A 25548-nucleotide genomic window follows, 5' to 3' on the forward strand; every position below is an offset into this window, starting at 1 on the left:
AAGTGAAACTCCTAGTTATTCCCCAAGTACCTTTTCAATCTCAACCTCTAAATCCACCGGCTTCGTCTGCGGCGCAAAACGCCCTACTACTTTCCCGTCTTTTCCAATTAAAAACTTCGTAAAGTTCCATTTCACTGCTTTCATGCCGAGTAAGCCTGGTGCTTGTTCTGTCATGTATGTATACAGAGGATGAGCCTTATCACCTTTCACATCAATCTTTGCAAACATCGGGAAGTTTACACCATAGTTTAACTCACAAAAACTAGTAATATCTGCTTCTGTTCCTGGTTCTTGCCCTCCGAATTGGTTACAAGGGAAACCGAGTATTTCTAGTCCTTGGTCTTTATATTTATCATATACTTCTTGTAATTCTTTATATTGCGGTGTAAACCCGCATTTACTAGCTACATTTACAATAAGAATTGCTTTTCCTTCGTAATCTTTTAACGATTTTTCTTCACCTGTAATTGTTTTAGCTGAAAAATCATAAATTGTCATTGTTCCTGCCCCTCTCTACACTATCATTCTATGTTTATACTATACTACATTCGTGAATATACAGCTCTTATTACGTATTTACACGCTGAAATGATAGCGCTTTATTTATGTTTAAAATTCGACACAATCTACTAGACTTTTATGATGGAAAGTTTTACAATTAAATTGTGAACAAAATGTGACAGTTTATATTCCATTATAAAAGAAAAGGATGGTGTTCATTATGAAAACTGCACAACGTGAAACGATTTCAAATCGCGAGTTTTATTTCGTACTATATATGATGTTATTGTATGTTACTGGTTGGGTAATCGATGTGAATGGTTTGTTTTTAAGCTCCTACTTTAATTTAGCAGGAGAGATTATGCTTCCAATCGTTGGTGGTATTGTCGGATTGTTCGTTATGTCTATCAATAAAGAACAAACAAAATAACAACATTACAAAAAGGCAGAAGACGAGCTTTCGTTTTCTGCCTTTTTTCTTTTTTAGCGTATAATAGAAACATGCAGTATATAAGGAGTGGTAAATATGAAAAAAGTAGAGCAATTATCTTCTCACCTATATCTAATTGATGATTTCGATTTACAGCATAATGAACGAACAGGTACGTATGTTTTATTAGGTGATGATATTACTTTAATTGAAACTTGTGCAGCCCCTTCTCTTCCGTATATTTTAGACGGCTTACAACAATTACATATTGACTTAAACGATGTAAAAAACATTATCGTTACACATGTTCATTTAGATCATGCTGGGGCAGCTGGTTTAATGATGGCAAAGTGCCCAAATGCTACTTTATATGTGCATTCTCGTGGTGCTCGTCATATGATCGATCCAACAAAACTCATTGTAGGCGCAAAAGCTGTGTACAAAGAAGATTTCGATAAACTTTTTGATCCAATTCTTCCTATAGAAGAAGAACGTGTTCATATTGTCCAAAACGGTGATACGTTAAAAATTGCAGAAGACCGCACCCTTACATTTTATGATACACCGGGGCATGCGAAGCACCATATTAGCATTCACGATTCATTAACAAACGGCATTTTTACTGGCGATACAATTGGAATTTATTATAGAGAACTTGCAGATCTTGGTGTAGAGTTGTATCTACCGTCAACGTCCCCTTCACAATTTCAGCCAGATGCAATGATTGCTTCTAAAAATCACATTCAAAGTATGAATGTAGACACTATTTATTTCGGCCATTACGGCGCTTCATCCAATGTTACAGAAGTATATAACCAGCTGGAACATTGGTTACCTATTTTCGTTCATACTGGTAAAGAGGTCTTTGAACAGTATAATGACTTCGATGAAGCGACTAAGGCTTTACAAACTGTATTAATGGATAACATCTCTTCTCACCTTACAAAATTAAACGTCCCATCCGATCATTCCGTTTATAACATTTTACACCTAGATATAGAAATTAGCGCAATGGGCATTATTGATTATTTCACGAAGCAAGAGAAATCCAAATCCACTATTAAATAACAGTAAAAGAAGAGATATACAACAGTAGTAATTGTATATCTCTTCTTTTTTTGAATATATTTTGAGTAAAGGATGGTGGAATGCAATGCAAAAAGTGATGCTATACCTCTGCTTTACATTATTTATCGTCTTATTATTATTTGTAGGAGTGAAAATTCAATTTTATTTAGATACAGACGCGCAAGTAAACTTTAACATTTATCCAAGGCTTTTCTACTATACACTCTTTCCTCTTGTAGTCGGCATTTTATTACGTTTCCTTCAATCTATTAATCGCGAAACGAGTAAACAAAACTGGAGCTTTCAACCGGATAAATTTATTGCGATTACAGTTCCTACAATATTAATTTCCTTTTCCCCAGCACTACTCTTTTCACCAGTTGGTAAATACCTACCTTATTTAACTAATATTATTCTTGTGAATACAACTTTTGTTACGATAATTAGTTTAATAGCTGGTTATTCCCTTTTAGATTGTTTTATACAAAAAGATTCTGCAACTATGAAAAAATATGATTGATGATTAATTTTTAAATGTCATTGGTTACTGCGCTTTATTTATAAGTGTGATATTACTTGTAAGATTCGTTATACATGCGGTAAGAAAATTTAATGAATAGCAAAAATGAGTATGAAATCACTTAGATTTTTTACTCGTTTTTTATTATTCATATATTTAATATACAATAGGAAATTTATGTTAAACTAAAGGAAATCGTACATTAAATCAAAATGTATTTTAACCAAGGGAGACTTACTATGTATAAATTAGGGGCTTTCTCATTTCTAACGTTTATCGTAAGTGTATGTTCTTTCTTTATTTTAAGAGGACCTAATGCCAACTTGACGTTAATTATTGCGATACTAAGTATACTTTCATTACTCGGAATTATTTTTGCGATAGCATCAAAAAATTGGTTATTCGGAATAGTTGGTACTGCATTAAATGGCGTAATACTAGTAGTTGTATATTTCTTATTGCTAGCAAAAGGAATAGGTGGTTAATATATTTACCTTTCAATAAGAAAAGCTCACAGCGTAAGCTATGAGCTTTTTTACTTATCTCACCTTTTCATCTACATACTCCATAAACTGTTCTGCTTTAATAAATCTTTCTTTATACGCTTCAGGTACTTCTTCTACTGTTATCCCACCACTCGATTTCGCTTTTACTAATACAGTTTGATATGACATTAATGCTTCCATATATTGTTCATACTCTTCAGGAGTTAATACTTCTTTACTAGATTTCTGGCCATTTAATTTATCAAAATACGGCTGAAGCTCCATCTCTACCTTTTTCATTTCCTCTTTTTTAGCTGGTGATAATTGATCGTAATCAATATTACCGTTCGAATCTCCGTACTCAAGCTTAGCATTTGTTAATTTTTTTAGTTCTTTTGTAAACTCTTCATATTCCTTTGCACCCATTTCATCTTTCGCTTGTGATAACTTTGCATTAAAACGCATATACGCTTCTAATGTCACCGCGCCGGCATGTTTTTTTAAATTCTCAAAAGATCCGTATATACCATCTGCCATGATAGATTGATAAGCAAAACCAGTCGTAGGGATTAAAAATGCTGCTGCAAGCACTCCTGCGATAAGGCGTTTCTTCACCTTACTTCCCCCGCGCTTCATTTTTATTTGAACGATTACTTTTTCTTTTAACTCCGGCGGGACTACAACCCCCTTCGCTTCTTCTTGTATAGATTCTCTAACTCTACAATCTAAACTCATTTCACATTCCCTACCTCTCCTAAAAAGATTTCTTCTACTTGCTCTTTTTGACGTAGTTTCTTTAAGGCCGCATGAATTCTAGATTTCACAGTACCAAGTGGAATATGTAATATTTGTGCTACTTCTTCTTGTGAGTAGTCGTGTAAGTATCTTAAAATAATTACTTGTTTCAATTTATACGGTAATTTATGAATGAGTTCGACTAGTTTTTGGTTTGATATTTTACTTACAACATCGTTTGAAAAATCAATTTGCACTGGTTTTCTTTGCTCTTCTGCTTTTTTTATAATTCGTAGTCGCATCCACCTCTTTCTTCTATAAGAATGAATTTGTTTAATCGTAAGTCCAATTAACCAAGGGCGAAATGGCTTCTCGCTATCGTACTTACGAAGCGATTCATATAGCTGTATGTATATTTCTTGAACGACATCATCTACATCCGTTTTATCATCTATTAAGAAATGCGCCGTTTTATATACTTCTTGAATCGTTTTATCATACAATTCGCTATACGCTTCTTTATTGCCCAATAAAGTTAATTGGATTAAATCCATATACACTGTTTCATCCTTCATATACCACCCCTCCTTTGTCTTACACTATATATTGGCAAGTAATTGATATTTCGTTCGATTTTTTCAAAAAGTTTTTTATATTAATTAATATAATAATTCAATGAGTTCATAAGCTTCACTTATAACCATGCATAACAATTATATAATTTTCCAATTCCTAATGAAGATTTAAAATGATTTATATAGTCAAATTTAGGAGGATATATGATGAAAGCTATCGTTATAACGTCTTTCGGTGGTCCTGAAGTGATGAAATATACAGATGTAGATATGCCGGCTATTTCAGACAATCAAGTTTTAATTCGTGTTGTTGCTACTAGTGTAAATTTCGCTGATATTAAATCTCGGTATGGTAAAAAAGGAAATAAAGCATTTCCCTTTATTCCAGGGATAGATGCTGCTGGTATTGTAGAACGTGTAGGTTCTCAAGTTTCGAATATTCATCCGGGACAGCGTGTCATCGCTTTTCCTCAAAATGGATCTTACGCTGAATATGTTGTTGCAAATGAAAATCTTACTTTCGTATTACCTGATGAAGTTGACTTTCAAACTGCAGCTGCTTGTCCTATCGTATCTTTTACAAGCTATAATTTACTCGCAAATGTTGCAAGGCTTCAACGAGGTGAATCTGTACTCATTCATGCGGCTGCTGGCGGAATTGGCACTACAGCTATTCAACTTGCAAAACTATTAGGGGCTGGAAAAGTTATCGGTACTGTCGGAAGTGCTGAAAAAAGAAAAATCGCTTTAGATGCTGGAGCTGATTATGTAATTTGTCATCAAGATGAAGATTTTGTAGCGAAAGTCAATGAGCTGACAAACGGCGGAGGAGTGAATATCATTTTGGACTCTATTTCTGGAACTATCTCTGAAAGCAGTTTAAAATGTCTTGCTTATTATGGCCGCCTCGTTCATTTCGGTAATGCAAGCGGTGAAATTGGTAATTTTCAAACGAAAGATTTACACGCAAGTTGCCGATTTATACTCGGCTTTAGCTTTGGTACTACACGAAAAAAACGACCTGAACTACTCCAAGAAACTGCATATGAAGTTTTCCGTTATTTGCGTGACGAACGTTTGCAAATCAAGGCTACGAAATCTTTTCCACTCCAAGATGCAGGGAAAGCACATGAATGGGTCGAAAGTAGACAAAGTACAGGGAAAGTCATACTAAACGTTCAGTCAGCTCCCTAAAATGAATACTAAAAAAAGGGGGCTATATATGGGATCACGAATTATGCATGTTATTATTGCTAACGGGATTGCTGAGAATTTATCTATTCAAGATAAAACTTCTTTCTTACTTGGAGGTGTAGCTCCTGATGCTGTTCATTCAAAGGCAGAAAAAGGAACTTCACATTTTTACGCCGGTACAACGAAGAACTATACGAGAAGAATAGATTATGATTCATTTATTCATAAATACGAAGATTATATAGATTCTCCTTATATTTTAGGTTATTATACCCACCTCATTGCCGATGATAATTGGCTAAGTGGCTTTTTTCTACCTTGGCTAAAAAATAGAATAGAAAATGACGAAACCATCGCACCTATGTACTATAACGATTTTAAATTGTTAAATGCAAAGTTGCTTCATCATTACGATCAAGAACAACAACTCTTCTCTCTTCTCAATCAAGAGGCTCACATTATGGATATTGAAGAGGTTTCTAAAGAAAACGTTTTAGCTTTTCGAAAGTATCTTTTTGAAGATATGTTGTATCCAAAGCAACACTTGCATGAAGACTTACAGGTGTTTACGTTTAATCAAATTGTCGGTTACATTGAAACTGCTATTGAAAAAGGCGCATTTTTTATTAAACAGCTCTCTCATGAAAAATCCACTTCAAACATGTAATCCCCCTCAATATATTTGAGGGGGATTTTGACATAGCAATATTATTATTGGTTCTTTTCCATAACCGCAAAATAGTTCCCTTCACTATCAGCAAAGTTAAACACTTTACCAGAAGGCATAGTTACCATTTCTCCAACAGTAACATTTTTATTTTTTAAATCTGTATATAATTGATCAAGATTTTCTGAGAAGAACATTAAAGATGGTGTACCAAGATTTAATTCTGGACTCATTTTGGCAATAACTTCTTTATTATGTAGTATAATGCTCGTTTCCGCACCCTTAGTCGGAGCGATTTCAATCCATCTCATTCCTTGTTTATTATCTTCCTCTGCAACTACATGAAACCCTACCTTTTCCGTCCAAAAATTTACTGCCTCATCTTGATTATTTACATACAACATAATTTGTCCGACTCTATGGATCATTTGTTTTCCTCCTAATGGTTTTTACATTCTATGTAGCTTTCTACAATTTCTATTATTATTCCTTTCGTATTTATATGTACTTCTTTACAAAATTTATCGACTGGCTCATCCCGTCAATTTCGTTAAAGTAATCATTTCTTTCAATCATGTTATATCCGCCAAATCCAATTTCGTCTAACACCTTGAAGAATATATCGAAATCTACTTCACCATTCCCTGCTGCAACTTCAATATACTTACTTGAACTATCGTTTTTCACTTCTGTACAATCTTTAATATGAGTTTGTACTATATAATCTTTTAATAGTAATAAACTTTCTATCGGGTTTTCATTTATATCGCTAATTAAATTTGCTGGATCAAAGTTAACCGCTAATCCTTTTGAATTTATATTTTCTAAAAACCGCTTTAACACTATCGCTTTTTCAGATCCCGTCTCAATGGCGAAGAGTCCCCCAAATCTGAACGCTAAGTCCCCTATTTCATTACAAACACGTATCATTTTATCATAGTACTCACTATTTTCATCATCTGGGATTTTCCCAATATGGGCTGTTACTATGTTAGCTCCTAACCTTAACCCCATATCAGTAATATATTTAAAACTCTCTATTGCACATTCAGCTTCAGTTCCTATAATTCCATTTTCTCCAAAGTTAATTGCTAATGATGGGACTTGAATCTCATTAAAGGATAAATTTTCTTTTAATGTGGTCCATTGTCCCTTTGAAATGTTAGCTAAGTTGAAAGTCGGATTCATAGCATATAGTTGAATATAATCTAAATCCCATTCTCTCGCCTTTTTTATTCCTTCGTTTACTTCAATATGTTTCGTATTTAAAAACATTCCTAATTTCCTATCCATACATGTACCTTCTTTTTATTATTTCGCATCATGTTAATATTCGACTCTTTTTATGTTATTTCCTCGTATAAACTAAATGAATAAAGCTAACCTTTTATCGATATTTCTGGTAGAAGCATTGATATATATGATAGGTACATTAAAAAAACACTAATACAATTCCCTTTATCACTCGATTGCAAATAAAAAAGACGTAACTACAAATAGTTACGCCTTCCCCATTATTTATCTAGGCTTTTTCTTCCCAGTAAATGCTGGTTTCTTTTTCTTAGGTGCTGGTGGCTTCGATTCTACAAATGTTCCTTTGAACATTTCTTGCTTCGTAAATACGATGCCTAGTTTTTTCGCAAATTGTAGTAATTTGCGCTCTTCTTGTGGAGTTACAAGAGATACGACAGTTCCTTCTTTACCCATACGTCCAGTACGTCCTGAGCGGTGAATGTATTGGTCTACTGTGTCTGGTAATTCTAAGTGAATTACATGTGTTAAATCGTCAATATCGATTCCACGTGCTGCAATATCAGTAGCAAGTAGGATTTCTAATTTCCCTCCGCGGAATGCACGCATCGTTGCTTCACGCTCTTGTTTACTTGCTTCTGCATGAAGAGCTGCTGCTTTCATTTTGCGGAATTTCAGTTTCTGAGTAATTTCATCTAAACGGAATGGGTCGTTTAAGAAAGCAACTGCTTTTACATCACCCATATGCACAATTCTTCTTACGTAATCATTTTTTTCGCGTCGCTCACAAATGATATATGTGTGCTCAACTAAGCTTTTTGACTCTTCACGTGTTACACGTGTTAATTGTGGTTCCACTGCTAAATCACGTGCTGCGTCTTCTGCTGCTTTTGTCATTGTCGCTGAGAAGAATACTAATTGACGATCGCGCATCGTTGATTTAATTACATCCTGTACAGCGCCCATCATTTTTTGTTTCACAATTTGATCGAACTCATCAAATACAATTGTTTTCACTTCATGCATTTTTAGCTTTTTCATACGAATTAATTCTAAAATACGTCCTGGTGAACCGACAATTACTCTCGGGTGTTTCTTTAATTTTTCAACTTGGCGCTTAATATCTGCACCACCAATTAAAGATGCCCCTGAAATTTCAGTTCCTGCTGTAAACTTTTGAACCTCTTCATGAATTTGCATTACAAGTTCACGTGTTGGCGCTAAAACAACAACTTGTGGCTGTTTTACTTCAGGATTAATTTTATGTAAAAGGGGTAATAAGTACGCTAATGTTTTTCCTGTTCCAGTTGGAGATTCAGCTATAACGTCTTGTCCTTCTAAAATAGTTGGAATCGCTTGTTTTTGAATTTCAGTTAATTCTTTAAAACCAGCCTTCTCCCAAGCTTGTTGTAAAAATGGTTGCATATCTTTTATCATTTGTTTTTCTCCTTTATCTCTATTTTTGAAGAAAATGTTGTATTGTTCGCACCGTTTCTATCATGTGTGAAATAACAGCTATTAAATCATCAACATGGTCTTCTGTAATCGCTTTTTGAAATAGAACCTCTACCTTATTATGATATGAAATCGCTTGCTTATTATATTCGTATGAAAGTTTTTGCGTAATCATTCTTTCTTTTCCCCATATAGAATGCATGAAAGTTTCAATTTCTTCGCACACTACTTCTGGTTTTTTTATCGGGAATGAAAATGCTAACTTCATTTCACAACCTGGTGTAAACTGTGGTACTTCTAATATTTCACCAGACAAGTTCTTTGCATCCACAGATAGTGAAAATGTTGCTTCTACTAACGGTTCGAATGGTTCTGTTAATTGAAATGAAATATGATATATACGACTTAATGAAGCAAGGTCCATCATATCCTTTCGATCTGTTACAAGAATGTCTCCGTGTAAATCAAAATCATAAACAGCACCTTCTACGATTACTTTTAAATTATCAAAAGCAGTTGGATCAAACATAATTTCCTCCAAAAAACAGGCGCCTTTCGATGGAAAGGCGCCACTTGATGTATATATAGTTTACAGATAAACGAGATGAATTACAACCTTTTAGAATAAACCTACTGCTTTTCCATCTTCATTTACATCCATTTGTAGTGCTGCTGGTTGTTTTGGAAGACCTGGCATTGTTAACATTGTTCCTGTTAACGCAACGATAAACCCTGCACCGATAGATGGTTTTAGTTCACGAATTGTAACGATAAAGTCAGATGGGCGACCTAATTTCGTTGCATCATCAGAAAGAGAGTATTGTGTTTTCGCCATACAAACTGGTAGGTTACTCCAGCCTTCCCCTTCATATTGAGCCAATTGCTTACGTGCTTTCGGAGCAAATTCAATATCTTTTGCGCCGTATACTTTTTGAGCAATTGTACGAATTTTTTCTTCTAATGGTAATTCTAACTCATAAAGTGGTGCGTAGTTATTCTCACCTTTTTCGATTTCTTTTAATACTTTCTCAGCAAGGTCAACTCCGCCTTGGCCACCTTTCTCCCAAACTTCTGTTAAGGATACTGCATAGCCACGCTCATTACACCACTCTTGTAAGTAAGCAACTTCTGCATCTGTATCTGTAATGAATTTATTAATGGCAATTACGAAAGGCACACCGAAGCTTTGGATTGTTTCAACATGCTTCTGTAAGTTTTCCATACCTTTTGCTAATGCATCTACATTTTCTTCTTTTAATTGATCTTTTGCTACGCCACCATGCATTTTAAGCGCACGAATAGTCGCAACAATAACAACTGCTTCTGGCTTAATTCCAGCTGCACGAGCTTTAATATCTAAAAACTTCTCTGCACCTAAATCTGCGCCGAATCCAGCTTCTGTAATAACATAATCACCTAATTTTGCTGCCATTGTAGTAGCGATAACACTGTTACAACCGTGAGCGATATTCGCAAATGGTCCGCCATGAATGATAGCTGGTGTATTTTCTAACGTTTGTACTAAGTTCGGTTTTAATGCGTCTTTTAATAATAATGTTAACGCACCTTCTACACCTAAATCTTTAACCGTTACAGGTTGATTTGCAAAGTTATAAGCAACTACGATGCGAGATAGACGTGCTTTTAAATCTTGAATATCTGTTGCAAGGCAGAATACGGCCATAATTTCAGATGCTACTGTAATATCAAAACCGTCTTCACGTGGTACACCTTGAACTGGTCCACCAAGACCAATTACTACGTTACGAAGGGCACGATCATTTAAGTCAACACAGCGTTTCCAAACGATTTTACGCGTATCAATTCCAAGTGTATTTCCTTGTTGGATATGATTATCAATGAACGCTGCTAACGCGTTATTGGCAGTTGTAATCGCATGAATATCTCCAGTAAAGTGAAGGTTAATGTCTTCCATTGGTACGACTTGTGAAAAACCACCACCTGCTGCTCCACCTTTTAGTCCCATCGTCGGTCCAAGAGATGGTTCGCGAAGTGCAATTACTGTTTTCTTACCAATTTTATTAAAAGCTTGGCCTAAACCAACTGTTACTGTTGATTTACCTTCTCCAGCTGGAGTTGGGTTAATTGCTGTTACTAAAACAACTTTACCGTCTTTCTCATCTTGTAAACGCTTAAAAATATCAAGAGATAACTTACCTTTATAATGCCCGTATGGCTCTAATTCATCTTCTAAAATATTTAAATCAGCTGCAATTTCTTGAATTTTTTTCATACTTGCTTCTTGTGCGATTTCAATATCAGATTTAACTGTTGTAGTAGTTGTCATATACCCTAGTCCCCCTTTAATTGGTTCTGATGATATTGTATCAGTTTTTTGTATTTTCTGCACTTATTTACCTCCTAAAAATTCTTCTTTTCTTTATACGTTTTTTAACATAAATACCCATAAGAATGTTAATGATTGTTGTAACTCTGTAGGTAGTTGACCTAACATCTTCTCATTTACTCCGCGCTTATACACACCGATGCCATCTACAACTTCAAAACCTTGTTCTTTCGCTAACTGTTCAAATTCCCAAGGCATCATCGTATTACAAACAACGTCTTTGCCGTATAAACGAGGATAACTGTTCTCTCGAGGCTTTGCTGTCGGTCCTAAAATCGCAATACATGCATAGCCCTCTGTCTTTAAAACACGCTTTATTTCATTTAATGCTAATAATGGATTCTCGGTCCATTCCAATGAATTAATCGCCATAATCGCTTCAAATTGTTCATTTTCAAAAGGTAAGGAAGAAAGATCCCCTTTCACAAAAGATAAATTGGGGCCTTCTCCGCGCTCTTTACCTTTTTGAATCATTACTTCCGATAAATCTACTCCAACTGCTTTATAACCCGATCCACTTAATTTATATGTACCGTATCCATCACCACAACCAACATCGAGCACTTGAGCTTCTTTTTCCACGTACTGCTCAAAAAATGGAATAATTGTACTTCTGCTACCACTGTCCCACATCTCTTGACTATTTTGATTCCAAAACTCTGCACTACTATCCCATTTCTTCTCTGCTGATTCGTGCCAATTAAATTTCGTCATACATTCCCCTACCTTCACGTATTATCATTCATTTCATTCTACATCATTTTCCAAAATTCCTGTTTATCTTCATAAGGAGATGTACAAGCTAAAGTTAGAATCTCTATTCTCCAATTTTTGCTTTACTTGGGTTTAACTCATACTCATGTTCTTCTCCTGATGACAGATACTATAGGTACACCCAATTGAAAGAGAGGGATGTACATGCGAAGAAAGAGAAATCATCATTTTAAAAGTGGTGAAAAACACGAAGAGTATGCAGCTGAAATATCACCAGCAGGCATTCCAATTAGACATAAACGGAAAGAAATTGCAAATGAAATAGAAGGTACCAATACCGGTGCAATGGTTGGCTATGTCGCTTTATTTCTTTCGTTATTCTCCATCGCTTTTTATCCTGTTACACTCGGCTCTCTTGCGATTTTAATTGGCTTATTAGCTGTCAATTTCGGAGCGAGAACACTCGGGTATACAGCAATTGGTTTTGGTAGTTTTTCTGTTTTATTTACTTTACTTTATCCGCTTGCTTTGTCAGCGTTTTAAAAAAACACACCAAGTTATACTTGGTGTGTTCATTCATGATACAACATAATATGGCCGCATCCACAACAATGCTTCGCTGTAATTTCTTGAAAGACCGGATAATTTTCTTCATCCCGATGCTCAATAAACACTTTTTCAAATCGATACATGTTAGGTGCATATGCCCAATCTTGTTTCGTACGTGCATATAACGTTGAAGTGAAAAACTCTTCTCCACCACAAACAATACATTCTTTTTTCATCGATATCCCTCCTATGCTTGTCTTACTCCATCTATATGAACATACGCATAAAAAAAAGACCTTCTATTACTAGAAAGTCTTCTCTGAAACAAAAAGAAATGTACCAAACATCCCTACTCCGCTGTATTCTTTCGTAACCCCAGCTTGAGTTTTATATGTTTGCTTTACAGTCATAAAGAAAACACCATTTCGTGTATCAATACCTTCAAACTGCAATTTCTCTTTTTTTTCATCTACATTTTGCGTGCATTCAAAGCTATCCTCATTACATTTCAATGCATACTTATCTTCTAGATACAATTTGAAATCTGATTCTTTCGGACAAGTTATAAGTAATGTCGCTACGAGAATAATACTTACAATACCCACAATTGTATAATATTTGTTCATTTGTTCTCCTTTCAAAAGACAAGAAAACTTGACTTCATGCGCCAAGTTTTCTTAGTCCACAACCCATTGCCACTCTTGTTCTTTCTTATCAAAAATGAGCCAACCTGTCTCTGTTGCTTCTTCTTTCAATTCATCAATATTATCTAGCACCTCATCCGTACTCTCATACGAACCAACTACATATACCGGAATTTCAAGACCTCTTCTTGACTCAATCTTCCCTGCCAGATCAATATAAAGACCATCTTCCATTAATGGAAGAAGCCCCATGATCACTTCTTTCGAAATTGCTGGGAAAATTTTTGATTTTTGGAAGAAAGAAAAACGTTTCTTACCGAAAGCACCGAGTTTATAAGGAATGACTTTACTTAACATTCCTACAAAATCAGCAATTCTACGATAGTACACTTTGTTGTACCACCCGTCATCATGTGAAAAATAAACAAATCTATTTTTCAATAGCGGAAAGAATGTTCTAGCAAGTGGTTCTTTTTTGTGAGCCAAATATAAAAGCTCTGCAATTTCTTTTGGCTCTAATTCATCTAAATCGCTTGCATCATCAAAATCTACCCAACAAAATTCATCAAATTCATCAATCTCTGCTTGAATTAACTTATGTATATTTTCTTCCTCAACATATTCAAATAAAGTATGATAATGAAAATCTGTCCATTCAAAGTTATGCTTCAAAAGCAACACTTGATGAAGCGGTGAAGGGATGTTACTTGCAAACTCTTTAAACGTAATTCCTGATGTAATAAAACAATGACCCCGACGATTACCATTAATATATATCATATTCTTTACTTGGTCAGATCCTCCAGACAAAGCACCTAGCCACCTTCGTTTTGTATGTTTCAATTCTATAGCATATTTTAACATGAAAAATTTTAGAAACATAGAAAAAACTTCAAAAACTATTTACAATTTCATGTGTTTTATTACATAGTGATTACAAGAAAAAACACCTGCTCATAAGCAGGTGTTTTTAAAGGATATCATCTGGGTTTTGAGGATGATGATTTCCCTCTTTCTTATCATCTTTTTGGAACATCGATTGAATTTTATCAATTGTTTGTGGAGCTAATTCAATCATTTTTTCCGCTAAATGTGTCGCATTTTGTAAATGAAGAATATTTACTCCATCTTTATTCACCACAAGAAATGCTACTGGTGTAATAGAAACACCACCCGCGCTCCCTCCGCCAAATGCAGGGGTACCATTCGCTCTTTGACCATCATTCGTCTGGAAATCAGAACCTCCTGCTCCAAAACCGAACGCGACTTTAGAAACCGTTAACACCACACCACCGTCAGCCGTTTGAACAGGCTCTCCAACAATCGTATTCACATCGACCATTTCTTTTAAATTTTCCATTGCCGCTTTCATTAACCCTTGAATTGGATGATCCACCGTTCATAACCTCCTTTGTCATATCTTTCCTAGTTTTTCCGAAAGTTGGTGAACTAAACATAAAATTTTATATTGATTTCAAAAAACTTAAGTTGTAATATTTAGAAAAAACAAAAAAAAGGTCCAATTCGTTATGATGCGAAAATTAACAAAGAAAGATCATGAACAAGTATTCGCTTACTTAAAAGAAGAAGCCGCCCTTAACTTGTTTATTATTGGAGATATTGAAGCTTTCGGTTATGAATCAGACTTTCAAGAATTATGGGGTGTATTTAAAGAGAATGGAACATTAAAATCGATTTTACTCCGCTTTCATGATGCATTTATACCATATAGTAAAGAAGAGTTTGTAGTAACTGACTATGAGCCATTTCTTTCCGCATATAAGCCGCTGAAACTCTCTGGTAAGTCAACTATTGTTGAACGATTTGAAACCGTTTCAAGTATACATTTAGGTACGAAAAATGAAATGTATTTTTGCGAATGTCTAAATGCCGACAACTTACCTAGTACGCCTGCCCAAGAAACAATTAAACTTGCCACACTAGATGATGTAGAGCGAATTATGCAATTAAGAAGTAAAATCGCTGAATTCCCGACTGCTAATGAATCAGAAAAAATTTTAAGGCAAGCTATTGAAACAAATACAGGACGTACATATTATATTGAAAAAGACGGTGCAATCATCGCATCCGCCTCTACTTCCGCTGAAAATTCATTATCCGCTATGGTTGTGGGCGTATGTACACAACCGAATTACCGCGGAAATGGATATGCTTCACTCCTATTACAAAAAATGATTCAAGACTTTACGAAAGAAGGCCGAACACTTTGTTTATTTTATAACAATCCAGCTGCTGGACGAATTTATAAACGTCTAGGGTTTAAAGACATCGGGATGTGGACGATGCATCGATAATAAGCAATACTTTATAAGAGGAAATAGTTGTAACTTAGTAATACAAGCAAATTACAAAATAACCCACACCGTTATTATGAAGATGGAGAAACTACTTGTAAAGCCATGCCCCTAACTAAAATATGTCATGTATTCAAGCTAAATTTAGACAGATAAACGCCCCAGTTGCATCTACTCCAGCAACTGGGGCTACCTGTTTATTCTCAAATTCTTTCCACTACAAATAGAAATATTTATGAACCATTTTTCACACTTATGTCGCTATTATCTTTACGTGCAAATGCCCTTCTTAATATTACTGCTTCTTATTGTACTGTGCTTTAAAATCAATATATTCCTGTCTCGCATCTTGGTTATTATCCTGTTTCCTATTAAAATAAGTTATAATTTGGAACATATTCTCTACTAATTTTCCATCCTCATTCTTTTTCTTATAATCTATATCAATACTTAATTGTAATATCTGTTTTGGATTTTTTGCAGAGTCAAAAGTAAATGAAATTGTTGATCCATCATATTCATCATAGTTAATTTTTAACTTATCATTAATAATACTTTGGAATTCGGATTCAGTTAGTCGATATCCCACTGAATTAGGCTGATCAAACTTTTTTATATCATCCCCGGGCTTCATCTTTAGTTTCCCTATACCTTTTAAACGATCTACAATTAAGTTCACGTATGAAACATCTAGATTTGAATCCGGACTTTTCACCTGTCCATTTTCATACTTAACATGAGTACTATAAATAGTCTCTTTTTTATAATTTTCATTTGTCCTTTTCTCCTTTTCTTTTTCTATATCAGTCGCAACTGTTTGTATAGTCTCTCCATATAAACTTTTATCTTTTGTATTATATGCACCTTCCGTAGTTTGACGAATTGTTTTACTGTGTTCTCCATCTTCCTTTTGTTCAAATGTACTATATATACCTCTTTGTTCCACAAAAGCATACCCATCATCACTCGAAGACATAACCTTTTTCATGTCACCTTCATCCAATGCCTTAATAAATGGCTCATACTCTACCTTTTCTTCAAAAAAACTACATGCTTGTAGTAGACTGATTGTTATTATGATAGTAATCATTTTAGAAATCTTTTTTGTGTTCATTTCATCATCACACTACACTCTCTACATTTTCGATCAGATAATCTTCTAATCACTTTAATCACCTTACATAAGTGAATTTTCTTTTAGTAATTCAAATACTCTCCTATAAATTATTACTTTTTCACCACCAAAACTTACAATATGCACTTTCTTTATGCCTTACGTTTCGATTTACCTTTTTTATTTTTCTTTCGATATCTTGGAGTCTCCATTTTATGTTGCTCCCACGCTTTATTAAATGACGGAAATTTAAACCTGCAATATGCTAATAGCTGAAATTCAGCTGCACCGATTGCTATCGTATACATTAAAAAGGTCCCTACTACATACATAAATAAATCATCAAACCCATAATCATTATGAAAATATATTAAAATAAGAATAGTTACTGCGTATAGTGTAGCCCACTTCATCATCTTTCCTTTTGTATTACTAAAGAAAGAAGCATACCTTTCATCCATACTAAACGCACCTTCACTCGCTTGTTTAAACGTATCAATTGTTGTCAGAATATGAAAAATTACTGCTCCTAAAAGTAATAAACCCACATACAGTATTGTAATCCAGTCAATTGAATTATTAGCCATTTTAGTAACAGTCAACGCAGTAGGAGCTATTGTTGCCATTTGGAATGCATATAATAATACGACAAGGGTTTGTAGTTTTTGAAATTTAAATTGAGCTATCGGAAATGAATAAATAGCGAAAAAAATTATTTGTAGGATATATAAGAACACTTCTAACTTAACAATTCCTATATTAAAGAGAAGCATACAGTAATCCCACCCAGCTGATAAAACAATAGAAAAAATGGTTATTGAACTAAATAGTATTCCTCCAAACATAAACCCTGTAGCACCTTGAGGGTCTAAACGATTTCTACATGTCATCCGAAATGCTTCTAAATCTTCCTCTTTTATATTCCACATCCTGGCTCTTCACCTTCTATATGTTTCAATTATTTTTCGAGCACTAAAATTCTATTAATATATTATTTATTTTTCGTTTTGGATTTCTTATTTTGTTTTCGAAATCTCCCACGCATTCTCTCATTCTCTTCCCACGTCATATTAAATGACTTAAATTTGAATCTACAGTACGCCAATAGTTGGAATTCTGCTGCTCCAATTGCAACCGCATACATTAAAACAGTTCCTACTCCATACATAACTAAAAAATCAATCGAATAATCATTTTGAAAATACATTAATATAAGAATTATTAGTGTATATATTGTAGCACCCTTTATCATAGTTCTTTTTGTTTTACTAAAAAACGAAGTGGATCTTTCATCACTACTAAACGCACCTTCACTTGCTTGTTTAAATGTATCTAGCGTTGCTACAATATGGATAATAACTGCTCCTACAAATAATAGCCCGGTATACATCCTACCAGTTGAATTATCAGCCATTTCAGAAACAATCGAAACTACAAATAATATCGTTCCAAGTTGAAACGCATATAGTAATACGATTAGCGTTTGTAACCTTTGAAATTTAAAACATGCTTTCGGAAATAGATATATAATTAAAAATATAATTTGAATACTAAATAACACAATTTCAGTTTTAACAATAGTTCTATCAAAAAAATTGTTGTAGTAATTCAAATCCCCTACAAAAATAATAAACATAAATATTGAAATATAAAATATTGTTCCAAGCATAAAACCCGTCGCACCTTCAGGACTTAAACGGCCTTGACATGTCATCCTAAACTTATCTAAATCTTCTTCTTTTATATTCCACATCCTGACTCTTCACCCTCAATAAAGTTTAAATAATTCTCATACACTTACATTCTATTTCACTCTTATTTATTTTTCGTTTTGGATTTTGTATTTCGCTTTCGAAATCTCCCACGCATTCTCTCATTCTCTTCCCACGTCATATTAAATGACTTGAATTTTAATCTACAGTACACTAAAAGTTGGAATTCAGCTGCACCTATGGCCACTGCATACATTAAAATTGTCCCTACTATATATAAAATTAATGTATTAAAGTTATAATCATTATGAAAATAAATGATTATAAGAAGAACTGATATATATATCATGCTACCTTTTATCATTCTTCCTTTTGTTTCACTAAAAAATGAACGAGACCTCTCATCCATGCTAAACGCACCTTCACTTGCTTGTTTAAACGTATCAATTGTTGTCACAATATGAAATATCACTGCTCCTATAAATAATAACCCTACACAAATTAAAGTCATTCGATCAATTGAATAGTCAGTCATTCCAGGAAGAACTAACATTGTAAATGTAATTGTTCCTAATTGAAATGCATATAATAATACAACGAGCGTTTGTAACTTTTGAAATTTATAACGTGCTTTTGGAAAGGAATATAGTATTAGAAAAATTATCTGCAAGCCATACAACACAAGTTCAATACTAACCAGTGTTTTTTCAAACATAGTAGTATAAAAACCCCAACCAAACTTCACCAATGCTCCTATAATAAATAGCATCATTAATGAATCGATAATTATTGTTCCTAGCATAAATCCCGTCACACCTTCAGGACTTAAACGCCTTCTGCATGTCATCCGAAATGCTTCTAAATCTTCCTCTTTTATGTTCCACATTCAGTTTTTCACCTTCTATACAGTTTAAATAATTTTCATTCACTAAAATCCCATTACATTCGTAACTTTTTTAAGTATCTTCATCTTTTGTATAACTAAATTTAGATAATCTTTTATGTATATCATCACTACATTAATTGCCGTACATAATCAGAATGCTTTTGATAGTTCAAATAGCCTTCTTCCTCCTCAAAAGCTCTAAATATTCTTCTCTCTTTCACTTAAGCATATCCCTCATCACTTGCAGGCATAATCGTATTCATCTCCCCTTCATACAATACCTTTTCTAATTCCTCATACTCTATTTTCATTTCCCCGAAACTGCACTCACTTAGTAAAAACGTTACTGTCATCACAATTGTATCGAGATAATAAAGCTCTTTAATTTTATCTTCAGAAAGGTGATAACCTCCCATCAATAATATGTTAGGAGGTTATTAAAGTTATTTAAAATTTGTTTTTTATTTTAATGGATTCGATTTTTGCAAATAATAATGTTGTTTAATTCGAGAAGCGAATATTAAAAACATACTGCTTAATAACTCGTGATTAAGTCTTCACCCTCATATCTAGGGTCCTTCTCAACTTTACCATCTTTTGTTTTGATGACTTTTAGTCTACCTAACCACTCTGCTCCGTTATATGTCTCTTCACTTACCCATACATTATGCTTTTTACCGTCTACCTCAACTACTAATGTGGGATGTGTAAACATGAATTCCTTCTCTACATGCCTACCTACAATTTCTGCATGTAATGATGTACCTTCTTCAACTAGTTTACTATTTTGATACCCTTCGATAATAGGTAATCCAATAAATACAAAGAATATGAGTCCAAATACGATTACTTTCTTCTTTGTACTCCATTTATTCTTTTCTTTCAATTCCTTCTGTCTCGCTTCTCTTTCTTCGCGTTCATCCAAACTCTCATTTAAAGCGTCTTCCCATGCCTTAATTTCAGCTTCAATTTCCGCTTCAGTACTTGCTAGTTTTTCTAGTTGTTCATCGGTTGCTACCATCTCATATGAGTTATCTCCAACCAAACGAATTTCAGCACCATTTTCTTTTACTTTTCGCAAGTCTTTTTCTGTACAATTAAACTCTCGAATGATTTCCCCTTGTGTGTTTACCAGTCTAACGTAAATGCTTTTTTTCTCCTTCTTCTTAAACATCTGAACTCCCCCTTATTTGTTTCCTATCATAGATAACCCTATTGCAATTAAGATAAAGAAAACGATAATAAGGAAAGTCTTCCCTTTGCTTACTTGTGTTGTAGAACCTTCCAAGACAGCCCATATAAAAATTGGGAAAAGGAGAATACCTAGGAGAATGTCAACTAACTTGTTACTACTCTCCTTTAGTGGTTTTTCTTCTACTATCGGTTTTTTCTTAACAGATTCTTTTCTTATTTGTTTCGGTTTCTTTTTCTTACGTCTATGATTCACCCAACATACTCCTTTTAGAATAACTTTTTCCTAACTATAAAAATACCGAAATATCCCCATTTTCCATTTTATAAACCTGTCCAGGTATTACAAAATCTGCGGCTTTAATGGCGCCATACAAAGGATCATATTCATTTATAAGACTGCAGCAATTTTTCATATTGGTCCCGTATCCGTACTTAACCACATCCACTTAATAAACTTGATACTATTGACAGAACTATCATCATCTTAGCTTTTTTCTTTAACTTCATACTGACACCTCGTTGGTTCCTCTAGGCATTTTTACTTTTCTTAAAAAACACCAAATATGCAAATAATGACGAGATTAAGAGAAATATACCCGCTCCTATACCCTCATATATTTTAAAGTAAATAGCAGCAATTATCACAAATATTGACATTATTATGATTAGAATCATTGTATATTTCATTATAAATTCTAACGCTTTATAGATAGATACTATTGTCTTTTCAAAAAAACTTTTCTCTGTTTCCAAAACATTTCGATCCTTATTCAAATTAACAACCTCCTCTTTTTACAAATTAACTTTTGAATAAATTTACCCCTTCAAAATAGCAACAAAGTGAACTATAGAACGTAACTACTACCAATACAGAATGATTCAACTGAAAATCACATGTCGAAATATTAAGTTAATTATATGTAGATTTGAGAACGAAAAACCTCCTCATTCTAACGAGAAGAGAAGGTTTTATTTATGTTATTTCCCCAAATACTATTGAAAACTATTTCTTTTATGATATTTCCATATTTTAAAAATCACAAACTTAAAATATTATTCTTCATTAAATACAGCAATCTTCACTTCAACATACTGTAAAGACTCATCACCGCTAAACACATGATAAATTGGCGAGGCTAAATTCAGATTATTATCCTCCATATACAGAAGCATTTCACCATATACCTGCTCTGTTAATTTTTCATAATCTCCCGTATATCGTTTCATGAGCATCTCATCAACATAATAATAGCTCCTAAATTGAAGTGTTTCTGATGCTGGAATTTTATCCTCATTTACTGGCATGAATAATTCAACGTACATATTTTCATCAGATGGTATATTTTTCAAAGCATAAAACATCGGACCTTTTACTGTTAAATTCGCTGTTGCAATTTCTGACATAAAATGTTCAATTGCTTCTTCCATATCTTCGTAATGAAAATAGTACTCTTTCGAAACAACATTTGTATATGCAATACTTTGTCCTTCAATTATCATTTTATTGTTTCACCTACTTCTATAATAGGAGCGTAAATATCTAGCCACATGTCACCGTATACGTCTAAACATACATGATAAAAACCGTTATCTAATTTAATATGATGCTGTTCTGCAAACTCATGTATTAAATTATAAGCCTCTTCAATATCACCATCTTCATCAGTAAATCGAACACTTAATGCCTCTTCAATAATTAATCCATCAACATACTCATATGCAGAATTCTCTCCTAATTTAACACGTTCATTTACTGGAACAGAATATGTATATTCGCCATACTCTGGTTCATTTTCCAATGGCTGATATTTAAAAAGAACGGGACCTACAGCATATATTCCATTATGAACAACTTGATTTCTCAGTGCGATAGCAGGTAATAACCAATCTTCTTTTTTTACAATTTGGGTAATGCTAATTAAATTTAAGAGTGATAATGCTTTATATTGAATTTTCATAATACCTACTCCTTTTACTATACTTTCTCTTAGCTATATTTTTTATGTTTCTTCAAATGTCACTTACGCTCTCCTTCATATTCCTTCCACATTATAGTAAATGTCGAACATTTAAACCTACTATACTCATTTCCTTTACGCCTTACGTTTTGATTTACCTTTTTTATTTTTCTTTTGATATCTTGGAGACTCTCTTTTATGTTGCTCCCATGATATGTTAAATGAAGGGAATTTAAACCTACAATACGCTAATAGTTGAAATTCAGCTGCACCTATGGCTATCGTATACATTAAAAAGGTCCCTACTACATACATACCTAAAGTATCAAACCCGTAATCATTATGAAAGTATATCAAAATAAAAATAGTTGCTGCGTAAAGTGTAGCCCCCTTCATCATATTCCCTTTTGTTTTACTAAAGAAAGAAGTAGACCTCTCATCCATACTAAACGCACCTTCACTCGCTTGCTTAAGTGTATCAAGCGTTGTAACAATATGAACAACAACTGCTCCTAAAAATAACAATCCTGCATACAGTAATGTAATCTGATCAATTGAATTATTAGCCATTTTAGTACCAATCAAAACTACGAGTAATATTATTGCCATTTGAAATGCATTTAATAATACGACAAGTGTTTGTAGCTTTTGAAATTTAAATTGAGCTTTTGGAAATAAATATAGAATGAAAAAAATTACTTGCAGAGCATATAACAACACTTCCAGCTTAACAATTCCTATATTAAGGAGAACCATACAGTAATCCCAATCACCTGATACAATAATAGAAAAAACAGCTATTGAACTATAAAGGATTCCTCCAAACATAAATCCTGTAGCACCCTCAGGGCTTAAACGATCTTTACATGTCATTCTAAATTTTTCTAAATCTTCTTCTTTTATATTCCACATCAACTATATGCACCTCTCGTGTAGTCTAATTACCAAAATACCGATTTAAGTTTCTCTCCTATTTTAAATTTCTCTTCTATCTTTTTAGTTACATTTTTAACTCCTTTTTTAGCATAATCAATGGCATTGTCTTTCCCATTCAATTTGTAATTCAGTAGCATTGTAGCACCAACTGCAACACCAGCTCCAACCACAGTACCAAGCGGCGGAAGGAAAAACGATCCTGCTACAGCACCAGCTGCCATCGCTCCAGCATTCGCTCCAATATCTACAGCTGAATCTGTTGCTATATCCACTACATCTTTTAACTGCCAACCACCTTTTCTATCATCTACACCTTGCTTAGCGTCTACAATATTACCTCCAACTGACACAACCGCTCCAAAAATACCTGCTCCTTTCAATATTCCTCCCGCTTTACCTAGGCCTTTAAAAGCTTCTTTCCATTTCATAGGATTAATATCCTTTACGCCGTCTGCCCAAGCAGCTTTAAATGAACTCAGTCCTTTTTTCCCAATCGCGGTAGGCCATCCTTTGTTCTCCCGATCCATCCGAAAATCTGCGTAATTTTGAAACTCTGGTAATTTATAAATATTTCTGCGTGCCTTTTTTATTTGTTCCTTTGTTGTTTTCAAACCCTCGAATTTAAATTCTAATTTATCCTGTAAATATTTGAATAAAACGTCATCTTTATTATCCATTTTAAGTATTCTTTCTGCTAAAACCATATCTTCTTTCTTAGAAGTCGATAATGTATATGCCCCTTTACCTTTTCGGCCTTTAGGATCAAAAAGAACTTCCAAACCCAATTTCTTTGTAACATAATGCATGCGTATGTAGGCATTTAAAGTAGCCTTAGCTCCCTTATTCCCAATATCAAACTTAGTCATGGCATCTGCCAATCCCTTAATGATATTTCCAATTGATGTGTCAGCTAATAGCTTCCCTATTGAAGCGCTAGACAAATTCCCATTATTCACTTTTATTTGTTTCATTCCCTCATCTATTTTACGCATTAATTCATCAAACTCTTGCAGATCACTTTGCTTACTATTATAAGTCTCTAATTTTTCTAATGTATCACTAATTTCTTTTTGGCTTTTTACAGCGCCTTCAGTGATGCTTGATGATGATGGATATTGAATTGCGACGATGTCACTAATCTTACCTACTGTTTTTTTCGCCTCTTCATTAGAGTGGCTAAATCCCTCACTATATCCATTAACTTTTTTCTTTACACCATCCAAATAACTTTCATGAATTTTTGCATCTGCATCGCTGTCAACCTCACTGTTAAACTCCTCTACTGCTTTTTGAAATTGACTTTTTAATACTTCGGCTGTAGCTGTAAATCCGGTGATAATAGTTCCATGAACTGTCGATAAATATTCCTTAATATCAGCAGCAGCTTTCCCTTGGAAAGAGTTAATTTGTGTAAAGTCCTCTATTTTTTGCTGCAATGTTTCCAAATGTTGATTTAACTCTTCAGCATTTGAATTAAAGCGATCTTGAAGTTCTTTTACTTCTTGTAACTCTATGATTTTGCTCATATTTTCTCCCCCCTCTCCCTTTACATAGCACGGTGCGCTGAACTGTCTTTCAAATCTTTTCCAAGCTTTTCATCTTGCTGAACTATTTCTTGTCCTGTTTGCTGAATTCTACTAATATCTTTTTGTAGTATTTGTTCATATTGCTGCACTTTTTTCGATAACTTTTCAATCGCTTCACAATATTTTTTCAGTTTACTTAAATTCGTACGATGTAACTGCATACCATTAAATTTAGTCTTACCTAAATCACTAGCACCACTTTTCAATTCACTTACTTTCGCATCAAATACCCCTTTATTTAATTTAATTTCCCCCATTTATCATTTCCCCACCTTCTGTACTTCTACTTGAATACTAGCGTCAACCATTGAAACACTTCTACTTAAAGAAAGAATACTAGACTCACATGTAGCGATTTCTCTTTCAAGCCGCCGTATGGCTTGATCGATGTCTTCTTGAACTCTCCCTAGTTCTCCAATAAACTTCCCTAAATTCGAAACGACTTGTTGTTCATATGTTTCTTTAAAAGTAGTTGCTCTTTGCCCTTTCCAACTACTCTCGTTTATTTCTAAAGACTTAAACTGCTCTTGATTTTGTTTAATTGCTTCAAGATTATTTACAAATTTCCCCTTAGCAGTTATTAGCCTTCTTAGTTTCATTTGTAATTCAGCCAATTGCCCTTGTTGATGACCTATACTACTTAACAAACCAGATTTTTGACTATTTAATTCCTCTATCCCCATGCAAATCA

At 33.9% G+C, this 25548-nt stretch carries 35 protein-coding genes and 2 pseudogenes; 8 read left to right on the forward strand and 29 right to left on the reverse strand.

Annotated features, from left to right (window positions below; all coding sequences use genetic code 11):
* Positions 1 to 15: 15 nt before the first annotated feature.
* Positions 16 to 498, reverse strand: a complete 483-nt coding sequence (gene bsaA / locus EUC40_RS15690; protein WP_156575923.1) for a glutathione peroxidase — start codon at positions 496 to 498, stop codon at positions 16 to 18.
* A gap of 223 nt (positions 499 to 721) precedes the next feature.
* On the opposite strand from bsaA, the gene EUC40_RS15695 reads away from it, so the two are divergent.
* The 4 genes from EUC40_RS15695 to EUC40_RS15710 all read left to right on the forward strand — a co-directional run bounded on the left by EUC40_RS15695 (position 722) and on the right by EUC40_RS15710 (position 3004).
* Positions 722 to 931: a DUF3925 domain-containing protein gene (locus EUC40_RS15695; RefSeq protein WP_000844994.1), complete on the forward strand. Its 210-nt coding sequence runs from the start codon at positions 722 to 724 to the stop codon at positions 929 to 931.
* Between the two features lie 96 nt (positions 932 to 1027).
* Positions 1028 to 1999 carry an MBL fold metallo-hydrolase gene (locus EUC40_RS15700; protein ID WP_156575924.1) on the forward strand — a complete coding sequence of 324 codons (972 nt, stop codon included), beginning with the start codon at positions 1028 to 1030 and terminating at the stop codon, positions 1997 to 1999.
* 85 nt (positions 2000 to 2084) lie between these two features.
* The gene (locus tag EUC40_RS15705) at positions 2085 to 2519 is read left to right on the forward strand and encodes a hypothetical protein (protein WP_141552084.1); all 435 of its coding nucleotides are present in this window, start codon (positions 2085 to 2087) and stop codon (positions 2517 to 2519) included.
* Positions 2520 to 2758: 239 nt separating this feature from the next.
* Positions 2759 to 3004 (forward strand): hypothetical protein, encoded by a 246-nt coding sequence (locus tag EUC40_RS15710; protein WP_156575925.1) that lies wholly within the window; start codon positions 2759 to 2761, stop codon positions 3002 to 3004.
* A gap of 54 nt (positions 3005 to 3058) precedes the next feature.
* On the opposite strand, the gene EUC40_RS15715 is transcribed toward EUC40_RS15710, so the two are convergent.
* Complete coding sequence (locus tag EUC40_RS15715) at positions 3059 to 3739, reverse strand: DUF3600 domain-containing protein (RefSeq protein WP_156575926.1); 681 nt, start codon at positions 3737 to 3739, stop codon at positions 3059 to 3061.
* Positions 3736 to 4314, reverse strand: a complete 579-nt coding sequence (locus EUC40_RS15720; RefSeq protein ID WP_156575927.1) for a sigma-70 family RNA polymerase sigma factor — start codon at positions 4312 to 4314, stop codon at positions 3736 to 3738. Before EUC40_RS15720 ends, EUC40_RS15715 begins: the two co-directional genes overlap by 4 nt.
* 207 nt (positions 4315 to 4521) lie before the next feature.
* Here EUC40_RS15720 and EUC40_RS15725 point away from each other — a divergent pair, with 207 nt between their 5' ends.
* Complete coding sequence (locus tag EUC40_RS15725; RefSeq protein ID WP_156575928.1) at positions 4522 to 5508, forward strand: quinone oxidoreductase family protein; 987 nt, start codon at positions 4522 to 4524, stop codon at positions 5506 to 5508.
* A gap of 28 nt (positions 5509 to 5536) precedes the next feature.
* Positions 5537 to 6175 (forward strand): zinc dependent phospholipase C family protein, encoded by a 639-nt coding sequence (locus tag EUC40_RS15730; RefSeq protein ID WP_156575929.1) that lies wholly within the window; start codon positions 5537 to 5539, stop codon positions 6173 to 6175.
* Between the two features lie 44 nt (positions 6176 to 6219).
* Here the strand turns inward: EUC40_RS15730 and EUC40_RS15735 are convergent, their stop codons facing one another.
* The 6 genes from EUC40_RS15735 to EUC40_RS15760 form a co-directional block, all read right to left on the reverse strand.
* Positions 6220 to 6603, reverse strand: coding sequence for a VOC family protein (locus EUC40_RS15735; RefSeq protein ID WP_097903239.1), 384 nt, complete (start codon positions 6601 to 6603; stop codon positions 6220 to 6222).
* 70 nt (positions 6604 to 6673) lie between these two features.
* Complete coding sequence (locus tag EUC40_RS15740) at positions 6674 to 7468, reverse strand: sugar phosphate isomerase/epimerase family protein (RefSeq protein ID WP_156575930.1); 795 nt, start codon at positions 7466 to 7468, stop codon at positions 6674 to 6676.
* A gap of 225 nt (positions 7469 to 7693) precedes the next feature.
* Entirely contained in the window at positions 7694 to 8863 is a 1170-nt protein-coding gene (locus EUC40_RS15745) for a DEAD/DEAH box helicase (protein WP_156575931.1), read from the reverse strand.
* Positions 8864 to 8882: 19 nt separating this feature from the next.
* Positions 8883 to 9410, reverse strand: coding sequence for a hypothetical protein (locus EUC40_RS15750; protein WP_156575932.1), 528 nt, complete (start codon positions 9408 to 9410; stop codon positions 8883 to 8885).
* Positions 9411 to 9500: 90 nt separating this feature from the next.
* A complete protein-coding gene (locus EUC40_RS15755) occupies positions 9501 to 11189 on the reverse strand; it encodes a formate--tetrahydrofolate ligase (protein ID WP_149176107.1) in 1689 nt (562 codons plus the stop codon).
* 93 nt (positions 11190 to 11282) lie between these two features.
* Positions 11283 to 11963, reverse strand: a complete 681-nt coding sequence (locus tag EUC40_RS15760) for a class I SAM-dependent methyltransferase (RefSeq protein ID WP_156575933.1) — start codon at positions 11961 to 11963, stop codon at positions 11283 to 11285.
* 204 nt (positions 11964 to 12167) lie between these two features.
* Here EUC40_RS15760 and EUC40_RS15765 point away from each other — a divergent pair, with 204 nt between their 5' ends.
* On the forward strand, positions 12168 to 12506 hold the full coding sequence (locus tag EUC40_RS15765) for a hypothetical protein (protein WP_001253194.1): 339 nt from the start codon (positions 12168 to 12170) through the stop codon (positions 12504 to 12506).
* 29 nt (positions 12507 to 12535) lie between these two features.
* Here the strand turns inward: EUC40_RS15765 and EUC40_RS15770 are convergent, their stop codons facing one another.
* The 4 genes from EUC40_RS15770 to ytfJ form a co-directional block, all read right to left on the reverse strand.
* On the reverse strand, positions 12536 to 12748 hold the full coding sequence (locus EUC40_RS15770; protein WP_000711204.1) for a hypothetical protein: 213 nt from the start codon (positions 12746 to 12748) through the stop codon (positions 12536 to 12538).
* A 69-nt stretch (positions 12749 to 12817) separates the two neighbouring features.
* Positions 12818 to 13138: a hypothetical protein gene (locus EUC40_RS15775; protein WP_156575934.1), complete on the reverse strand. Its 321-nt coding sequence runs from the start codon at positions 13136 to 13138 to the stop codon at positions 12818 to 12820.
* A gap of 51 nt (positions 13139 to 13189) precedes the next feature.
* Positions 13190 to 13966 carry an oxalate:formate antiporter gene (locus EUC40_RS15780; protein WP_000014091.1) on the reverse strand — a complete coding sequence of 259 codons (777 nt, stop codon included), beginning with the start codon at positions 13964 to 13966 and terminating at the stop codon, positions 13190 to 13192.
* Between the two features lie 160 nt (positions 13967 to 14126).
* Positions 14127 to 14552 carry a GerW family sporulation protein gene (gene ytfJ / locus EUC40_RS15785; RefSeq protein WP_149176038.1) on the reverse strand — a complete coding sequence of 142 codons (426 nt, stop codon included), beginning with the start codon at positions 14550 to 14552 and terminating at the stop codon, positions 14127 to 14129.
* 133 nt (positions 14553 to 14685) lie between these two features.
* Here ytfJ and EUC40_RS15790 point away from each other — a divergent pair, with 133 nt between their 5' ends.
* A complete protein-coding gene (locus EUC40_RS15790) occupies positions 14686 to 15471 on the forward strand; it encodes a GNAT family N-acetyltransferase (RefSeq protein ID WP_156575935.1) in 786 nt (261 codons plus the stop codon).
* A 295-nt stretch (positions 15472 to 15766) separates the two neighbouring features.
* Here EUC40_RS15790 and EUC40_RS15795 read toward each other — a convergent pair whose 3' ends face one another.
* From EUC40_RS15795 to EUC40_RS15865, 16 genes and pseudogenes are all read right to left on the reverse strand, one after another.
* Entirely contained in the window at positions 15767 to 16561 is a 795-nt protein-coding gene (locus tag EUC40_RS15795; RefSeq protein ID WP_156576954.1) for a DUF3952 domain-containing protein, read from the reverse strand.
* A gap of 176 nt (positions 16562 to 16737) precedes the next feature.
* Entirely contained in the window at positions 16738 to 17514 is a 777-nt protein-coding gene (locus EUC40_RS15800; RefSeq protein ID WP_156575936.1) for a hypothetical protein, read from the reverse strand.
* Positions 17515 to 17576: 62 nt separating this feature from the next.
* Complete coding sequence (locus EUC40_RS15805; protein ID WP_156575937.1) at positions 17577 to 18338, reverse strand: hypothetical protein; 762 nt, start codon at positions 18336 to 18338, stop codon at positions 17577 to 17579.
* Positions 18339 to 18400: 62 nt separating this feature from the next.
* Positions 18401 to 19183: a hypothetical protein gene (locus EUC40_RS15810; RefSeq protein ID WP_156575938.1), complete on the reverse strand. Its 783-nt coding sequence runs from the start codon at positions 19181 to 19183 to the stop codon at positions 18401 to 18403.
* 221 nt (positions 19184 to 19404) lie between these two features.
* Positions 19405 to 19599, reverse strand: coding sequence for a DUF3952 domain-containing protein (locus EUC40_RS15815; RefSeq protein ID WP_000509662.1), 195 nt, complete (start codon positions 19597 to 19599; stop codon positions 19405 to 19407).
* 119 nt (positions 19600 to 19718) lie between these two features.
* Positions 19719 to 20357: a hypothetical protein gene (locus tag EUC40_RS15820; protein ID WP_156575939.1), complete on the reverse strand. Its 639-nt coding sequence runs from the start codon at positions 20355 to 20357 to the stop codon at positions 19719 to 19721.
* Positions 20358 to 20369: 12 nt separating this feature from the next.
* Entirely contained in the window at positions 20370 to 20630 is a 261-nt protein-coding gene (locus tag EUC40_RS15825) for a hypothetical protein (RefSeq protein WP_156575940.1), read from the reverse strand.
* A 37-nt stretch (positions 20631 to 20667) separates the two neighbouring features.
* Positions 20668 to 20820 (reverse strand): annotated as a pseudogene (locus EUC40_RS15830) (lipase); the annotation flags it as partial.
* Positions 20813 to 20884: pseudogene (locus EUC40_RS27620) on the reverse strand (DUF3952 domain-containing protein); the annotation flags it as partial. The pseudogenes EUC40_RS27620 and EUC40_RS15830, both read right to left, overlap by 8 nt.
* A 21-nt stretch (positions 20885 to 20905) precedes the next feature.
* The gene (locus EUC40_RS27300) at positions 20906 to 21151 is read right to left on the reverse strand and encodes a hypothetical protein (protein WP_156575941.1); all 246 of its coding nucleotides are present in this window, start codon (positions 21149 to 21151) and stop codon (positions 20906 to 20908) included.
* A gap of 279 nt (positions 21152 to 21430) precedes the next feature.
* A complete protein-coding gene (locus EUC40_RS15840) occupies positions 21431 to 21877 on the reverse strand; it encodes a DUF5085 family protein (protein ID WP_000582716.1) in 447 nt (148 codons plus the stop codon).
* On the reverse strand, positions 21874 to 22335 hold the full coding sequence (locus tag EUC40_RS15845; protein ID WP_000701784.1) for a DUF5085 family protein: 462 nt from the start codon (positions 22333 to 22335) through the stop codon (positions 21874 to 21876). Before EUC40_RS15845 ends, EUC40_RS15840 begins: the two co-directional genes overlap by 4 nt.
* Before the next feature lie 135 nt (positions 22336 to 22470).
* Positions 22471 to 23247: a hypothetical protein gene (locus tag EUC40_RS15850; RefSeq protein ID WP_017763066.1), complete on the reverse strand. Its 777-nt coding sequence runs from the start codon at positions 23245 to 23247 to the stop codon at positions 22471 to 22473.
* Positions 23248 to 23276: 29 nt separating this feature from the next.
* Complete coding sequence (locus tag EUC40_RS15855; protein ID WP_156575942.1) at positions 23277 to 24797, reverse strand: T7SS effector LXG polymorphic toxin; 1521 nt, start codon at positions 24795 to 24797, stop codon at positions 23277 to 23279.
* Positions 24798 to 24817: 20 nt separating this feature from the next.
* Positions 24818 to 25114, reverse strand: coding sequence for a TIGR04197 family type VII secretion effector (locus tag EUC40_RS15860; protein ID WP_098226391.1), 297 nt, complete (start codon positions 25112 to 25114; stop codon positions 24818 to 24820).
* Positions 25115 to 25117: 3 nt separating this feature from the next.
* Complete coding sequence (locus EUC40_RS15865; RefSeq protein WP_156575943.1) at positions 25118 to 25540, reverse strand: YwqH-like family protein; 423 nt, start codon at positions 25538 to 25540, stop codon at positions 25118 to 25120.
* Positions 25541 to 25548 lie beyond the last annotated feature (8 nt).

It is taken from the genome of Bacillus luti (assembly GCF_009739945.1).
GTDB classification, from domain to species: Bacteria; Bacillota; Bacilli; order Bacillales; family Bacillaceae_G; genus Bacillus_A; species Bacillus_A luti.

What these genes read in the sequence shown, in the direction of transcription:
- bsaA (WP_156575923.1), bottom strand. Translation starts at nt 498, where the DNA reads ATGACAATTTATGATTTTTCAGCTAAAACAATTACAGGTGAAGAAAAA.
- EUC40_RS15695 (WP_000844994.1), top strand. Translation starts at nt 722, where the DNA reads ATGAAAACTGCACAACGTGAAACGATTTCAAATCGCGAGTTTTATTTC.
- EUC40_RS15700 (WP_156575924.1), top strand. Translation starts at nt 1,028, where the DNA reads ATGAAAAAAGTAGAGCAATTATCTTCTCACCTATATCTAATTGATGAT.
- EUC40_RS15705 (WP_141552084.1), top strand. Translation starts at nt 2,085, where the DNA reads ATGCAAAAAGTGATGCTATACCTCTGCTTTACATTATTTATCGTCTTA.
- EUC40_RS15710 (WP_156575925.1), top strand. Translation starts at nt 2,759, where the DNA reads ATGTATAAATTAGGGGCTTTCTCATTTCTAACGTTTATCGTAAGTGTA.
- EUC40_RS15715 (WP_156575926.1), bottom strand. Translation starts at nt 3,739, where the DNA reads ATGAGTTTAGATTGTAGAGTTAGAGAATCTATACAAGAAGAAGCGAAG.
- EUC40_RS15720 (WP_156575927.1), bottom strand. Translation starts at nt 4,314, where the DNA reads ATGAAGGATGAAACAGTGTATATGGATTTAATCCAATTAACTTTATTG.
- EUC40_RS15725 (WP_156575928.1), top strand. Translation starts at nt 4,522, where the DNA reads ATGAAAGCTATCGTTATAACGTCTTTCGGTGGTCCTGAAGTGATGAAA.
- EUC40_RS15730 (WP_156575929.1), top strand. Translation starts at nt 5,537, where the DNA reads ATGGGATCACGAATTATGCATGTTATTATTGCTAACGGGATTGCTGAG.
- EUC40_RS15735 (WP_097903239.1), bottom strand. Translation starts at nt 6,603, where the DNA reads ATGATCCATAGAGTCGGACAAATTATGTTGTATGTAAATAATCAAGAT.
- EUC40_RS15740 (WP_156575930.1), bottom strand. Translation starts at nt 7,468, where the DNA reads ATGGATAGGAAATTAGGAATGTTTTTAAATACGAAACATATTGAAGTA.
- EUC40_RS15745 (WP_156575931.1), bottom strand. Translation starts at nt 8,863, where the DNA reads ATGATAAAAGATATGCAACCATTTTTACAACAAGCTTGGGAGAAGGCT.
- EUC40_RS15750 (WP_156575932.1), bottom strand. Translation starts at nt 9,410, where the DNA reads ATGTTTGATCCAACTGCTTTTGATAATTTAAAAGTAATCGTAGAAGGT.
- EUC40_RS15755 (WP_149176107.1), bottom strand. Translation starts at nt 11,189, where the DNA reads ATGACAACTACTACAACAGTTAAATCTGATATTGAAATCGCACAAGAA.
- EUC40_RS15760 (WP_156575933.1), bottom strand. Translation starts at nt 11,963, where the DNA reads ATGACGAAATTTAATTGGCACGAATCAGCAGAGAAGAAATGGGATAGT.
- EUC40_RS15765 (WP_001253194.1), top strand. Translation starts at nt 12,168, where the DNA reads ATGCGAAGAAAGAGAAATCATCATTTTAAAAGTGGTGAAAAACACGAA.
- EUC40_RS15770 (WP_000711204.1), bottom strand. Translation starts at nt 12,748, where the DNA reads ATGAAAAAAGAATGTATTGTTTGTGGTGGAGAAGAGTTTTTCACTTCA.
- EUC40_RS15775 (WP_156575934.1), bottom strand. Translation starts at nt 13,138, where the DNA reads ATGAACAAATATTATACAATTGTGGGTATTGTAAGTATTATTCTCGTA.
- EUC40_RS15790 (WP_156575935.1), top strand. Translation starts at nt 14,686, where the DNA reads ATGATGCGAAAATTAACAAAGAAAGATCATGAACAAGTATTCGCTTAC.
- EUC40_RS15795 (WP_156576954.1), bottom strand. Translation starts at nt 16,561, where the DNA reads ATGATTACTATCATAATAACAATCAGTCTACTACAAGCATGTAGTTTT.
- EUC40_RS15800 (WP_156575936.1), bottom strand. Translation starts at nt 17,514, where the DNA reads ATGTGGAATATAAAAGAGGAAGATTTAGAAGCATTTCGGATGACATGT.
- EUC40_RS15805 (WP_156575937.1), bottom strand. Translation starts at nt 18,338, where the DNA reads ATGTGGAATATAAAAGAAGAAGATTTAGATAAGTTTAGGATGACATGT.
- EUC40_RS15810 (WP_156575938.1), bottom strand. Translation starts at nt 19,183, where the DNA reads ATGTGGAACATAAAAGAGGAAGATTTAGAAGCATTTCGGATGACATGC.
- EUC40_RS15815 (WP_000509662.1), bottom strand. Translation starts at nt 19,599, where the DNA reads ATGGGAGGTTATCACCTTTCTGAAGATAAAATTAAAGAGCTTTATTAT.
- EUC40_RS15820 (WP_156575939.1), bottom strand. Translation starts at nt 20,357, where the DNA reads ATGTTTAAGAAGAAGGAGAAAAAAAGCATTTACGTTAGACTGGTAAAC.
- EUC40_RS15840 (WP_000582716.1), bottom strand. Translation starts at nt 21,877, where the DNA reads ATGATAATTGAAGGACAAAGTATTGCATATACAAATGTTGTTTCGAAA.
- EUC40_RS15845 (WP_000701784.1), bottom strand. Translation starts at nt 22,335, where the DNA reads ATGAAAATTCAATATAAAGCATTATCACTCTTAAATTTAATTAGCATT.
- EUC40_RS15850 (WP_017763066.1), bottom strand. Translation starts at nt 23,247, where the DNA reads ATGTGGAATATAAAAGAAGAAGATTTAGAAAAATTTAGAATGACATGT.
- EUC40_RS15855 (WP_156575942.1), bottom strand. Translation starts at nt 24,797, where the DNA reads ATGAGCAAAATCATAGAGTTACAAGAAGTAAAAGAACTTCAAGATCGC.
- EUC40_RS15860 (WP_098226391.1), bottom strand. Translation starts at nt 25,114, where the DNA reads ATGGGGGAAATTAAATTAAATAAAGGGGTATTTGATGCGAAAGTAAGT.
- EUC40_RS15865 (WP_156575943.1), bottom strand. Translation starts at nt 25,540, where the DNA reads ATGGGGATAGAGGAATTAAATAGTCAAAAATCTGGTTTGTTAAGTAGT.